The organism is Kitasatospora sp. NPDC059673, assembly GCF_042734215.1.
Taxonomy (GTDB): Bacteria; Actinomycetota; Actinomycetes; order Streptomycetales; family Streptomycetaceae; genus Kitasatospora.
Genome location: NZ_JBHWEN010000044.1, coordinates 1 through 12,895, shown reverse-complemented (window position 1 = coordinate 12,895; position 12,895 = coordinate 1). Strand labels below are relative to the sequence as shown.

At 72.7% G+C, this 12,895-nt stretch carries 10 protein-coding genes and 1 pseudogene; 8 read left to right on the top strand and 3 right to left on the bottom strand.

The window, feature by feature from the left end:
- Positions 1 to 484: 484 nt before the first annotated feature.
- From ACFV18_RS31715 to ACFV18_RS31685, 7 genes are all read left to right on the top strand, one after another.
- A complete protein-coding gene (locus ACFV18_RS31715) occupies positions 485 to 853 on the top strand; it encodes a hypothetical protein (RefSeq protein ID WP_380488752.1) in 369 nt (122 codons plus the stop codon).
- Positions 854 to 1,876: 1,023 nt separating this feature from the next.
- On the top strand, positions 1,877 to 2,344 hold the full coding sequence (locus ACFV18_RS31710; protein WP_380488751.1) for an OsmC family protein: 468 nt from the start codon (positions 1,877 to 1,879) through the stop codon (positions 2,342 to 2,344).
- A 1,029-nt stretch (positions 2,345 to 3,373) separates the two neighbouring features.
- Complete coding sequence (locus ACFV18_RS31705) at positions 3,374 to 3,979, top strand: AAA family ATPase (RefSeq protein ID WP_380488750.1); 606 nt, start codon at positions 3,374 to 3,376, stop codon at positions 3,977 to 3,979.
- Positions 3,980 to 5,443: 1,464 nt separating this feature from the next.
- Complete coding sequence (locus tag ACFV18_RS31700; RefSeq protein WP_380488749.1) at positions 5,444 to 5,848, top strand: hypothetical protein; 405 nt, start codon at positions 5,444 to 5,446, stop codon at positions 5,846 to 5,848.
- A 497-nt stretch (positions 5,849 to 6,345) separates the two neighbouring features.
- Positions 6,346 to 6,549, top strand: coding sequence for a winged helix-turn-helix domain-containing protein (locus ACFV18_RS31695; protein WP_380488748.1), 204 nt, complete (start codon positions 6,346 to 6,348; stop codon positions 6,547 to 6,549).
- A gap of 432 nt (positions 6,550 to 6,981) precedes the next feature.
- Positions 6,982 to 7,353: a hypothetical protein gene (locus ACFV18_RS31690; protein WP_380488747.1), complete on the top strand. Its 372-nt coding sequence runs from the start codon at positions 6,982 to 6,984 to the stop codon at positions 7,351 to 7,353.
- A 796-nt stretch (positions 7,354 to 8,149) separates the two neighbouring features.
- Positions 8,150 to 8,533: a hypothetical protein gene (locus ACFV18_RS31685; RefSeq protein WP_380488746.1), complete on the top strand. Its 384-nt coding sequence runs from the start codon at positions 8,150 to 8,152 to the stop codon at positions 8,531 to 8,533.
- Between the two features lie 756 nt (positions 8,534 to 9,289).
- On the opposite strand, the pseudogene ACFV18_RS31680 reads toward ACFV18_RS31685, so the two are convergent.
- A pseudogene (locus tag ACFV18_RS31680) lies at positions 9,290 to 10,266 on the bottom strand (ATP-binding protein).
- Positions 10,267 to 10,462: 196 nt separating this feature from the next.
- On the opposite strand from ACFV18_RS31680, the gene ACFV18_RS31675 reads away from it, so the two are divergent.
- A complete protein-coding gene (locus tag ACFV18_RS31675; RefSeq protein ID WP_380488745.1) occupies positions 10,463 to 10,960 on the top strand; it encodes an Imm1 family immunity protein in 498 nt (165 codons plus the stop codon).
- A gap of 912 nt (positions 10,961 to 11,872) precedes the next feature.
- Here the strand turns inward: ACFV18_RS31675 and ACFV18_RS31670 are convergent.
- Positions 11,873 to 12,478: a serine/threonine-protein kinase gene (locus ACFV18_RS31670; RefSeq protein WP_380488744.1), complete on the bottom strand. Its 606-nt coding sequence runs from the start codon at positions 12,476 to 12,478 to the stop codon at positions 11,873 to 11,875.
- Entirely contained in the window at positions 12,460 to 12,789 is a 330-nt protein-coding gene (locus tag ACFV18_RS31665; protein WP_380488743.1) for a hypothetical protein, read from the bottom strand. Before ACFV18_RS31665 ends, ACFV18_RS31670 begins: the two co-directional genes overlap by 19 nt.
- Positions 12,790 to 12,895: the final 106 nt, after the last annotated feature.

The following is a 12,895-nucleotide window of genomic DNA, read 5'->3' as shown; positions in this document are numbered from 1 at the left end:
ACACCGCAGCACATCGCTGCGTGCGCCACCCGCTCCAACGACAAGGCCCTGCCCGGCTTCCGGGCGGTGTAGGCGGTGTTCCGGGTGCTGGCCGGGGACCGCGACACCCATCCCGACCCCTTCCTCGAGCTGCTGCGCCTGGGAGCGGAGCACGAGGACAGCGAGGCCGACCGCCTGGAGGTCACGCTCGTCGTTCCTGGTGCTCTGGTCACCGGCACCGTGATCTCGCCCCTTGCAGTGGCGGAAGCTGTTCACGGACGGGCTGACGACTACGACCTTGCCCATGCGATCCGCACCGCCCACAGCCGAATCGAGGATGACGCTGGCGCGGGGGGTGTTTGGTGTCGGGTCGGGTCCGGCGTGACAGTCTGGACGTCGACTGGATACTGTGCCGCCCCGGGGGACACGGCGCGTCGGGAAAGACGCGTGGGGTGGCGAGGAGGACCAGGGGAAAATGGTGGGGGAATACCAAGGACGGCCCGGAGTGCCCGTGTATATTCCGGCGCCTGCGGCCCGGCCGGCCGGTCGGCCGGTCGGATACATCCTCGTGGTGGTGCTGTTCGCCGTGCTCGGTGGACTGGTCGACGCGCTGTTCTCTTTCGGGATGCTGTTCGCCACGGACGGTTGCGGGACGGGCGGGCCCGGCGGCTCGGCGCCGGTGTGCACGCCGGCCGTGTGGACGCTCGCGGTCGCCCTTCCATGGGCCGGTCTGGTGGCGGCGGTGCTGATCGCCTCCCTGGGCGCTGTCCGGGCACGCCGGCGCGGACGGACGGCCTGGCTCGCCCTGCCCGCCGCGCTCGCCGCCTACCTGCTGGCCTGCGCCGTGGCCTACCTGCTGGTTTTCGTCCTGTGAACCCGCCACCTTCCGCCGGGCATCCCGCCAGGGGCCACCGCTAAGGACCACGCACCTGCGTCCCCCCTTTTCGGGGAGGACGGCCGGTCCGTGATCGGCGGCCTGTGATCCGCTGTGGGGTGTGGGCGGTAGGGCGCCCGTGGCCTTCGTTTCCTCGGCAACTTTCTGTGTCCGGGTGGTAGTTGCCCGAAGGTCTGCTGCCGCGTGCGGCTGTAATCCGTTCGGTGGGTAGGCCTTCCCGGCGGGCTCTTTCTTCGCCGGCCGGCGCTCGTGCCGACGCGCTAGAGAACACGCACCCGCGTCCCTCGTCTGGGAGGACGGTCGGCCCCGGTGCCGATCCGTGATCTGCGGCCAAGCGATCCGCTGTGGGGTGTGGGCGGGAGGGTGCCCCTGGCCTTCGTTTCCTCGGCAACTTCCTGTGTCCGGGCGGTAGTTGCCAGAAGGTCTGCTGCCGTGTGCGGCCGCAATCCGTTCGGTGGGTAGGCCTTCCCGGTGGGGGCTCGTTCTCCGCCGGTCGGCGTTCCGGTCTTCCTGTGCCGGGCACCCGGGCACCCGGGTACGCGTTCCGGTGACGTGCGCACCGACGCGGGCGGCGGCTTCCCGCCCGGTACTGCCGCAGTCCGGCGGTGGCGCTCCGGCAGGCGTCGGCCGCCATCCGCCGCCGACGGGAAGGGGCGCACCGCCCTGGACCGGCAGGGCACGGTCGGTACCGCCGATGCCGGGGCCGTGCCCGCAACGCCCCCTGGCCGCCCGCCTCCCGGGCTGTCCGCGGCGCGGCCGGGACCCGCTTGCTCCCGGCAGACCCGCGGCGCACGGTGCGGCACCTCGACGGCGGATACCGCGCGGGGTACGCGTGGGGACGAATGCGGACACGGGAGCAACGGCGGCCTCACTGGGGTCTTTTGGCCCTTGGGGCGGTGGTGCCCCGAGCCCGTCAATGGACACAGCCGACACAGCCGACACAGCCGACACAGCCGACACAGCCGCACCTGTCCCCGTACCCCGCGCACCCCGGAGCCCGTCATGCCCGCAGCCGAACACCCCATCCACCACCCCGAAGCAGAAGCCCCCCTGCCCCCGGGACGGATCCGGGTGGACCACACCTCGGGCGACGCCTACGCGGTCGCGATCCGTGGCCACCGGCTGGTGGTGGACCAGCCCTTCGATGCCGGCGGCGACGACAGTGGTCCGACGCCGACGGAATTGTTCGCAGCCTCCCTCGCCTCCTGCGTGGCGTTCTACGCCGGCCGCTACCTGGCCCGCCACGGCGTGGCCGCCGACGGCCTGCGGGTGGACGCGGAGTTCACGATGGCCACCGACCGCCCGGCCCGGGTCACCGACATCACCGTCACCGTCGACGTCCCGCCCGCACTCGACCCGGCACGCCACGACGCCCTGCTCGCGGTGGCCTCCAACTGCACCGTCCACCACACCCTTCAGCAACCGCCGACCGTACGCGTCGCACTCAACCCCGCTCCCGGCGGACAGTAAGCACCGTCCGTCCCCGGCCCGTTCGTCCCGGCCCGTTCCGTCCCCGGCCCGTTCGTTGTCCGGTACGCGTCGGGGAGGTGCCTTCGTGTGGTCCTCGCCCGGCGCGTACCGATGACGTGCGCTGGGGGAGTCTACCCGGCCCGCCGTCTCCGCCCTGTCGCGGCCGAAGCCGTCGATCCGCCGCGGGTGTTCGCCTACCGTGGCGGCGCCCCGCGCCCACCGCCGCTCCCGGCCGGTGAACGCCTCCTGCGCGCGGGTCCGGCCGTCCGCGCCGGACGGCGCCCGCAGCCTCCGCACCGCCACAACCCCGTTCCTGTGTCCGGGGCCTGACCAGGTATCGGCCCGCGTGCGTTGACGCGGCCGGCGCAGTGTCCGGCGGCCCCGGCCGTGCCGCTGGGCTCGGAACATGCCGGTGCAGACGTGCTGCCAATCGGTGGCCGCCTGTGTGATGGGCGAGGTGGCACCGGGTGCCGCGTCCGCCCGGGTGATGGCCGCCAGCGCGTTTCGCGTCCGGGTGCGCGGCCGGTGGCCGGACGGGGCCGCGGCGGGCGTGGGAGCTGTCGGCAACGCCGTTGAGAAGGCCAGCCCGCTACTGCCCGGGGATCACGCGGCCCCTGCTGGATCGCCGCGGTGAGAGCCTCGATCGCGGCCGCCGTCCGGTCATCGGCCCCGCGCCGTGATCGCCGCGACAGGTACGGCCCGCATCTCCCGCCACAGGTGTCGGGTCACCCGCGCAACTGCATGCACGTGCCCCACCGGCGCCACCCGCCTACCCACGCCGCCACCCGCCCGCCCGCGCCGCTACCCGACCGTCCACGCCGCCGCCCGCTCGCCCACGGCGGCCTGATCCCGCCCCGCGCCGCCGAACGGGCCCCACCCCCGAGCCGGGAAACACCCGCACCCCTGACGGACACCAGGACGAGCACCACCGTCGGCTCCCCACCGCCGGCTGCCCACTACCGGTTGCCCAGCACCGGCCGCCCGGCACCAGAGCGCCACCATCGCACCGCGCCGCGATATCGTGACCGCATGCGCGCCGACCACCGCCCCTGGGACATCCTGCTGATCGGCGGCGCCTCCGGCGTCGGCAAGAGCCACGCCGCCGCCCGCCTCGCCACCACCCACAGCGCGTTCACCGTCGAATTCGACGACGTCGTCGCCGCCCTCCAGAGCGCCACCACCCCGGCCACCCACCCCGCACTGCACCACTTCGCAGGCCACCCGGCCCCCGAGGAGAACCTGGGCACCGACCGGGTCCTGGAACTGCAGATCGCCACTGCCCACGCCCTGGACGAGGCCGTACTCGGCGTCGTACGCAACCGGCTGAGCGTGGACGTACCCGCCATCGTCGAGGGCGACTACCTCACCCCCCGCGCCGCCGCCCGCGCCGCCGCCGAGGCCACCGCGCACCGCCGACGCCTGCACGCCGTCTTCCTCCACGAGAGCGACCCGGCACGCATCGGCGCCAACTACATCCGGCGCGAGCCGGACCACGGTCCCCAGCCCGCCCGCGCCGAAGTCAGCGCCAGGTACTCCCACTGGCTCGCCGCCCAGGCCCGCGCCCACCGCCTGCCCGTGATCGACTGTCACCCCTACGACACCCTGCCGCAGCGCTTGACCGCCGCCCTGACCTGAACAGTTCCACACCCCGCGCCACCCGGACACCCCCGGCGCCCGCCGAGACCGGCCGGAGCCGGGGGAGCGGACACCGTGACGGCGCCCACCACGGGCCCGCGACACCACCAGCGGCAGCCCACAGCCGGGCCCGACCCCCGGACCCGAACCCCATACGCCGACGAACGCCCGGCCGTCACGCGCGGCAGCGCCCCGACCCGCCGGGCCCGACCCGCCAGCCCCGACCCGCTGCTCCCTCGGCCGGGCCCGGCCTCCGGACCCGGATCCCATACGCCGACGAACGCCCGGCCATCACCCGCGGCAGCGCCCCGACCCGCTGCTCCGGCAGCCGGGCCCGCCGGGCCCGACCCGCCGGCCCCGACCCACCGTTCCCCCGGCCGCCCCCGCCCCGCTGCTCCCACAGCCGGGCGGCGCGCTCGCCGGTGCCGCCGGGGACGAACAGCAGCGGCACGCCCAGAGCGTGCTGCCGCCAGGCCGGCAGCACGCTCTGGGCGTCCGCGGTGCGCCGCAGGTGCGCCGGGATCGGGTCGGGGGGTGCTCGCGGAAGCGGGCGTAGCCGGTCAGCGTGGACGACAGTTCCCCGCAGGACATGGTGGCGCGGTCGGCCTGGACGAACGCCCGGTACAGCCTGCGGCCGCTCCCGGCGGCCGCGGGCTGTGCGGCAGGCCGTCGGGGGATGACCGTGCCGTCCCGGCCTTCGGCGAAGCGGTTGGCAGACCTTGGGCAGGAAGTCCGGCGGCGCGCACTCGTCGCCCGCCGCCCGGGCGCCGGTCACGAATGCGAGACGGGTGGGTGCGTACCACGGCCAGGAGGTGACCGGGCCTCAGCCGCGCCGCGGTTTTGCCGTCGGGCAGCGGCGGGGGAGGCGATGCCCTCCGGCCGGGGGAACGCTGCGGCGATCCGCACGCCGCGTTCGGTCAGGTGCCAGGCCTTCGGCTTCCCGCCTGCGGCAGCACGACGTCCTGGACCAGGCGTTCGTCCTTCGTCCTTCGTCCTTCGGCCGTCGAAGCCGGCGGCGTTTCTGTTCCGGCCCGGTGCCGGGGGCGTTGCAGGGCGCGCAAGTGTGCGGCGGCGGTTGTGCGGAACCGGAACAGCACGGCGACCACGGCGTGGTCGATCCCGGGCGGCACCGCCGTCTTCGGACGCCTCGATCCTCCCGCCCGCTGCCCCGACCCTCCTCGCCCGCTGCCCCGACGGCGGAGGGAACGGGGAACGGAAGCCCGCACTTCCACCGGCTTTCTCACTCTCAGCGTCCCGCACGGCCGCGACCCGGCAACGGCAACGGATGTTCCGCCGGCCCGCCAGCCGGCTGGCGGGAACCGGACCGCTGTCCTGTGCCACCGATCCTTGACAGATCGCCACCGAAACCGGACCACCGCACGGTTCGTGCCACCGAAGCTCGACCGCCCTGGCCAGGGCCTCAGCCTCACCGGGGGTGTCAGCCTCTTGCCGGACGATCCAGCCATGCTGATCGCGGCCAACGAGCGCGGCCACGTGGTGAAGCGCGCCACCAAGCCCGCCATCGGGACCATGCCGGCCAACCCGCGGCGGGGCAAAGCCCACATGGTCGTGGAGCGGGTGGACGAAGAGCAGTCCGGCGGCTGGTACATCCAGGTCCTGTTGCGCGAGAACAACAGCTACCAGTTCGAATACCGCGACGGCGTGCCCGGGCAGCACTTTTGGACCACGACCGTCTCCCAGGAGAAGGTCCTCGGAGCGCTGCTCGGCTGGGCCGGCCTGAAGCCAGGCCGACGGGACGGCTTCGTGTGGAACAACATTGGTGAGCAGTTCAGCTCCAGCGGCCGTGAAGCCCCGGAGCCGTCCGACGGTACGAAGCGGCCGACGGACCCGGACCCGGAACCGGTCTGACCGGGGCGGTCGAGGTTCGACGGCACGAACCGTGCGTTGGTCCGACCTCAGCGGCCATCGGCCAAGGAACGGTGGCACCGGACACCGCCAAGCGGTGGCGAGAACCGGCCCGGCAGCCGGTGGTCGCCCCTGCTGCCCGCTGCGCCGGGAGTCCAGGCAAAAGTGCAGGTCAGGCCCGATGGTGAGTGGCCGTCAAGGTGAACTCGCCGCCCCGACAACCCTCTCCTTGCCCCTTCCTGTCCCGCCGTGCGGGTGGCTGACGGCGGTCCGGGGTGCGCCTGCGGCGGGCTTTCTCCTCCGCGTCCGGTCCGCGTCCGGCTGGTGCCGCTCACGCGAGCGTGGGGAGAATAGAATGATGTGACGCGCGCGGGGAGTTGCGTTGCGTCCGGCGGCCGGTTCGGTGTGTTGCCATACGGGCCCGTGCGGCGGTGGATCGTTCGGTTCAGCTGGAGCCGACCGGTGAACGGGGTGGCGAAATGTCGGGGGAAGTTCGAAGTGTGGCGTTCGTCCTGCTTGCCGATGCGCTTCGGGCGGAGATCGCCGATGCCCCGGGGAGGACGGAGCTACCGGACAGGCGCGACATTGCGGAGACGTACGGCTGCGCCCGATCGACCGTGGAGACCGTCCTGCGGGCCTTGGCGGCCGAGGGGCTGATCGAGGCCCGGCCGGGCGGCGGGTGGACGGTGACCGAAAGGCCCTGACCAGCGTCGCCGGACGGCCGGACGGTCCCGGTCGACCACCGGGTCGTTCCCGGTGCCCGCCCCGGTCTCGCCGTGCCGGTCCCGTAGCGCACGCCGACGGCGTGGGGCCGTTCCAGAACCTCGCCGGTGCCGGCACCCACACCTTCGTGACCGGCGAACGCCGGACCTCTGCCACGTCGCCCGGCGGCGTCCGCAGCCGGGTCCGCCGCCGGGCGGCCGGGATGACCCTGAAGAACCTCCAGCAGGCCCTGCACCGACTCCGGGAGGACGAACGCGCCGCCGACCGGTACACCGACGCCGGAGACGAGACCGCCTCTCGCCACCGCGGCCACCGTCCGCGCCGAGTGGCAGCGCGCACGCGACCACACCGCCGCCACCCGGGCCGAGCGTCACCACCCCGACCACGCCACCGCCCTCCACACCCACTGCGCCGTGAGCGCCACCGCCACGACGTCGCCGCCCGCGCCCGCGAGGCAGCCCACCAGGCCCGCCAGACCACTGACGCCGCCGCGCCGCCGCGCCACCGACGCTGACGCCGACGCCGCCGGCACCGCCGCCCAGCCCCTTTGCACCAACCTCGACCGCACCAACCTCGACCGCACCACCCTCGACCGCACCACCCTCCCCACGCTCACCGACGCCGACCACCAGGCCGTCCGCGACCTCACCCACCACCTCGACCCCGACACGCCGCTCCAGGTCATGAGCCGGCTGGAGCACACCCGTACCGCGGCCGCCGCACCACCACGCGGCACCGAGCCGGCCCCGGCCGCCCGACCTGTCGTCCGCCGCGGTCGGCTCTGATGGCCGGTGCCCGCTCAAGCGTGTTGACCTTGCTGGTCGGCGGGCGCTGGACAGGCGCTCCGGGCCGGGCCCCGGACCCGGTCCGCAGCACAGGAGGGAAACTGACGCCCTGTGACCGACTCCCACGCCGAGCATCCGAGCACCCAAGCAGCCGAGCACCCGCCGCATCATCGACTGTCACCTGTCGGGACTGCCACCCCGGGCCGGACGGCGGCGACGCCCGCACCCATCTCCGCCGGCCGGGACACGGCCGTCACGGAGATCCGGCACACCGGCACCTGCCCCACCTGCACGATCGAGCGGATCTGGCTGGAAGCCCGCGCCGCGAAGGCCGAGGAACAGGACGCGAGGGCCGAGGAACAGGACGCGCGGGCCAAGGACGCCTTCCCCGCCGCCCACCGGCGGCTGAAGGACGCCGCGGCTGCTGTCCCGGCCGACAACGCCGCAGCACCGTTCGCCGCGGCCCTCCTGGAACCCGCCCAGGCCCAGGCCGATGACCCCGGCCGCTTCGTCACCCGGCCCGTCCGGACCGGGATCACCGACCGGACCCTCCCGCCGCAAGACCCAGCCCGAGCGGCGCCGCCACACCCGGCCGACGACGACACACCGAAGGCGCCGGCCCCCAGAGCGGTCGGCGCCCTCGGCATGTCGCACGGGGGTCGGCGCGGCGCAAAGACGGCCCGGTGGCGAGCGCCTGACACCACCTGCCCCGCCGCCCGGATGCACCCGGCCGTACGCGGTGGTCGACTCGAGATGACGGGAAATCTAGGGGGCCGTCACGGAGAGGAGCCGAGCGATGCCGAAGGTGTCAAAGCAGTCCGCGACGAACGTCCAGGAGTTCGGTCCGGTGACCGACCGCCGCGAGGAGATGAACGGCTACACCGTCGAATTCGTCTCCTTCGGGGCGGACGCCGACCTGGACGGGCCGCTGCAGTCACTGCCCGACGGGATGTGCCAGTGCCCGCACTGGGGCTACGTCATCGCCGGGCGCATGCGCTTCGTCTTCGCCGGCCACGAGGAGGTGTACGAGGCCGGCGACGCGTACTACCAGCCCCCGGGCCACCGGCCGTACGTCGACGCCGGGACGGAACTGCTGCAGTTCAGCCCCACCGACGCACTCGCCCGCACCGAGCAGGCCATCACCGACTGGATGGGCCGCCAACAGGGCGGTACACCCTAGCCGCCCGGCCACCCCATCCCGCCGGCCTGCCCCAACCCACGGGAGCGGCGCCGGCCGGCCATCGCACGCCGGCCAGCCCGGCCGCCCAGGCCGTCGCCGCGCCCGTCGCGCCCCGGAGGGCGAAACGGGGGGAACGCCCTGGCAGGCCCGGCCGCTGCGCCCTGGCGGTGTGCGTCCCGGCCGCGGCCCCGTTCCAGGCCGGGCCGCTGTCCCCGGGCGGCGACGGGCGGTTGCCTGCGGACCCCGCGGTGCCCGGTGGCGCTCGGTGGTGGGGGTGCGGGTGCAACGCGGGGCCGTGCTGCGCGTCTGACCTGGTGTTATGTGACCGGGAGGGGCCCTGCCCGCGTACTGATCCGAGTGCTCCGGTGCGTACGGACTTGCTTGCACCACTGACCCGTCTCAACGAATGACCCGTTTCAACGAAGTGTGACCGGCGTTGGCCTCGCACAGTTCGGCCTGGGCTGCCCGCAGGTGGTGAGTTCATCGGTCAGGTGTCTGAAGAGTGCTCCTGCGGACCGTTCCACTCGCCGTAGTCTCGTGCCGTGGTCGACGAACACGGGGTACCCGACGCCTTCAAGAACCGGTGCACGAATGGGGCACGGAGGCTGGAATTCTCGTTGAACGAGTCCAACGAGGACCGCAAGGAGAACACGCTGGACGTGTGGCTGCGTGAGGGTCCGCGGAAACCCGACGCAGTGATCTCGCTGTCCAATCTCCACTCGGTCCGCCCGTGGGAACCCGAACCGGCCCCCGTCTTCATTGACGGGATCCCCCTGATCCACCCGCCGAAGCCGCCGTCGCCCTGGCCCGCCGAGGCCGCCGACCGACTCGACCGCTCCGATGACGATCACCGGACCGGTCGAGGTCGACGCTGTCGCCTCGACGGTGACTGCCCACCGGGCCCAGAGCGACGATGCGGCCTCCGTGCTCCAATGACAGCCCGAAGCCGCTTGACGGCGCAGGCAGCAGCCGGACTTCGGCGGGACGGTCAACCGCTCGAGCTGCGTCGGTTTCCCGGTCGATGGCCCGGAGGCGGTTCTCGGGATGGTAGCTGTTGACATTGACCGAGATGACGTCGCAGTGGTGCAGCAGTCGGTCGGGGACGGCGGTGGCGAGGACCTCGTCACCGAGGACCCGCCCCCTTCGCTGAAGGTCTTGTTCGAGGCCGGGATGATCGAGCCCTTCTCATACCGCTCGGAGATCACCTGGAAGACCAGGTTCGCCCCGGCTCGTTCAAGGGGCCGGCACCTCACTTCGTCGACCACCAGGACGCTCGGCCGCAGGTAGGTGCGGAGCTTGATGGTCAGACGCCCGGCGGCCTCGGCGGCCTTGAGGTGGTGGACCATGTCGTCGGGGCCAAGGCGAACACCGCCCTGCGGCGACCGCGAGAGCGACGGCCAAGTGGTCTTGCCCACTCCGGGCGGCCCCAGCAGGGCGGCGTTCGCCTCCGCGTTCGCCTCGGCGTTCGCCTTGGCCCCGACAAACGACAGCGCGGCCAGGTCCTCGACCTTGCGTGGGTCGAGGACCTGGCCGGAACGAGAAGCCGCAGCCCTCCGGTGTCTTGTGGCGCGGCAGCTCCGACAGTCGCAGGCCCCGGCGGAAGCGGCGGTCGTCGCGAGCAGCCGGCTCCTCGGCGAGGACGAGGCCGAGGAAGCCGAGAGGTAGCCCGTCTCCGCCCTGTCCGCCCGCACCGGCACCGGCACCGGCACCGGCCCCAGCACCGGCACCGGCATCCGCTCCGCCCGGAGCCGGGAAGCGAGGTGAACGGCCGTCAACGACATGCCGCCCGGACCGAGTTGCCGGCGCCCGCACCGCCGCACCAGGACCGCCCTCCGGTCTTCCTTGCACCCAGGCTGTCGGCGGGCCAGGTGAAGATCGCCGAATACCCGGCCACCGGCCGACCCCCACCCCCGAGAGGACCACCCCGCCATGATCCTGAAGGTTTCGTTCATTGCCCAGGAGGCGTCCCGGCAGGAGAGGGTGACCAGGTTCCCGTCCTGCCCGGAGGAGATTGAGGAGTTCGTGGACGAAGCCCTCCGGCGCTCCGCCAACCGGCATGCGTGGTTCAGCTACAGCCACCCGGACGCCGAACACTCCCACGCCGGCCTCCAGGCAACGGTCGATCGCGCCAGCCGCTACGGAGCCCTGCACTGGTACAACACCGACCGCAAGGGCGGAATCCACGACTGGCTGTGGCTCTCCGACAACATCGACCCCTCCGGCGACGAGCCCGCGCTGATCTCGGACGACCACACAGGCGCGATCTACGACCCCTCCAGCGTGCTGCCCCTGCCACAGATCGCGGCCGTGATCCACCGGTTCTGCCTGGACGGAACAGGGGAACGCCCGGACGGCATCAACTGGGTCACCGGCGAGTTCAACGGATACCGCCACGACACCGGCAAGGGAGGACTCATCGAGGACTGAACCACTCCGGCACCCGAACCAGGCAATGGAGCGCCGACACCGGCCGAACAGCATCGGACAACGCACCCCGCCGACGAGACAGCCGATGACAGGCACGCGGACGCGTCACCAACCGCGAGCAGCAGGCCAGGCGTTCTCCCGCACCGCGCCCGCTTTTACCGGACACAGGCGGGGACGGGGTGGCGGCGAAAGACCGGAACCCTGCCAGATACCCACCCCGCAGGGCACCTTCCCGGGCCCATCCGGCATGGCTGTGCCCGGCCATCACCGACACCGACCACCCCCGAAGCCCGCCACGGACCCCGAACAGGGCCGCTGACCCACGCCGGACACCCGACCCACCGCCAACGGCCGGCACCCGGTCGACCAGCTCGCACACCCTCGGCAACCCGGCAACCCGGCAACCCGGCGGCGAGACCGGCCACGACCACGGCCGGCACGGAGACGGCGGCGGCACCGACGCCCTGCTGCGCCCGGCCACCGCGCCCGGCACCACGGATCGCCTGCCGCACCTGGCTTGCTGCGCAGGTGAGAACGGGCTCTGGCCCACTTCTGGTGCCGCGGCCACACAGGGTGAGCAATGGATGATTGGGAGCGTTTTGAACCGTGAGTCAGAACGGCGGGTCTTCGCTGTAGCCTCCGCCTGTCCAGTTGCCGTCCCAAGAAGCGCGTGCAGCCCTGAGGCGGGCATAGTGCTCGCGGGCTGCGACGTCGGACGGGTTCTCCAACCGGCTGGTGTCGTGGCCCCACGCCTTCAGCGCGTCCAGGACGCGGTCGCGATGGCGCCGGTCAGCGCTGGTAGCCAGTAGACGTCGTGCGTGGCCGGCCAGGTCGGCCCGGTGCTGGGCGAGGAGGGGGTGCTACATGAGGGGAATGGCAGTGATCAGAGCGGCGTGGCGAACTTCGGCGTTGTCATGGCCGAGGATGGCTTGAACAGCGGAGAAGATCGCCGGCCGTGCGTCCCTTAAGGCCGGTGGATTCGGGCTCAGGGGTCCCGGCAGGAGTCAGCTGGGAGGAACCTGCCACGGTGAACATGGTCTGGATGAACCCCGCGATGCCGAAGTCGACGACTTTCACGTGCCCCTCGGGGGTGATCATCACGTTGTGCGGCTTGATGTCGTAGTGGATGACACCGGCCTGATGCGCGGCGACGAGTGCCGCACAGATCCCGTGGGCGATCTCCAGCGCACGGGCGGGGGCCATCGGACTCTCATCACGGATGTGCTCCGCCAGCGTGGCACCCTCGACCTTCTCCATGATCAGGAACAGTGCGTCCTCGTGAACGCCGCGGTCGTAGAGGGCGACGGCGTTGGGATGGTTGATCTGCGCAGCAGCCACCGCCTCGCGTTCGAACCTCAGGGCGAGTTCCGGGTGGGGCGCGTCGTCGAGGGCGAGCAGCTTGACCGCGACATCGCGGTGCAGGCTGCGGTCCCGGCCGGCCCAGACCTCCCCCATGCCCCCGCGGCCCAGCCGCTTGACCAACTCGTAGCGGCGCGCGATCAGCTTCCCGCGTTCCAAGGCCCACCCCCGTTGACTCGGCATGCCAGAGCCCAGGATACGAGCGATGCTGCCAGGTACAAGGCGAACCAGCGCAGGCCGAGTTCGTGGAAGCCGAGCGGTTCGGCCCCGGGGTCGGCCAGCGGGTACCAGACCTTGCCGTTTGGCCCGTCCTGCTGGATGGCCTCCAGGCTGGCGGCGGCGGCCGGGACGGCCTTGAGCATCCTGGCGACGTGCCGGTCCTCGGCGTGCATCTGGAGCTCGTCGACCCGGTTGTCGAAGCCGACTTGCCCGGTGCCGGTGAGGACGAACAGCAGCTGCGGGAAGCGCACGTACCGGCGCTGAAGCAGGCCTGCGCGAGTTGGAGAACGCCCCCGCGCTCACGCTGTTCCTGACGCTCAGCCAGTACCATCATGCGTTCCTCGCCGACGCCAGCAG

Bases quoted from the DNA above. Each gene is read 5' to 3' on its own strand.
- ACFV18_RS31710 (WP_380488751.1), top strand. From the start codon at position 1,877: ATGCCCGCAGCCGAACACCCCATCCACCACCCCGAAGCAGAAGCCCCC.
- ACFV18_RS31705 (WP_380488750.1), top strand. From the start codon at position 3,374: ATGCGCGCCGACCACCGCCCCTGGGACATCCTGCTGATCGGCGGCGCC.
- ACFV18_RS31700 (WP_380488749.1), top strand. From the start codon at position 5,444: ATGCTGATCGCGGCCAACGAGCGCGGCCACGTGGTGAAGCGCGCCACC.
- ACFV18_RS31685 (WP_380488746.1), top strand. From the start codon at position 8,150: ATGCCGAAGGTGTCAAAGCAGTCCGCGACGAACGTCCAGGAGTTCGGT.
- ACFV18_RS31675 (WP_380488745.1), top strand. From the start codon at position 10,463: ATGATCCTGAAGGTTTCGTTCATTGCCCAGGAGGCGTCCCGGCAGGAG.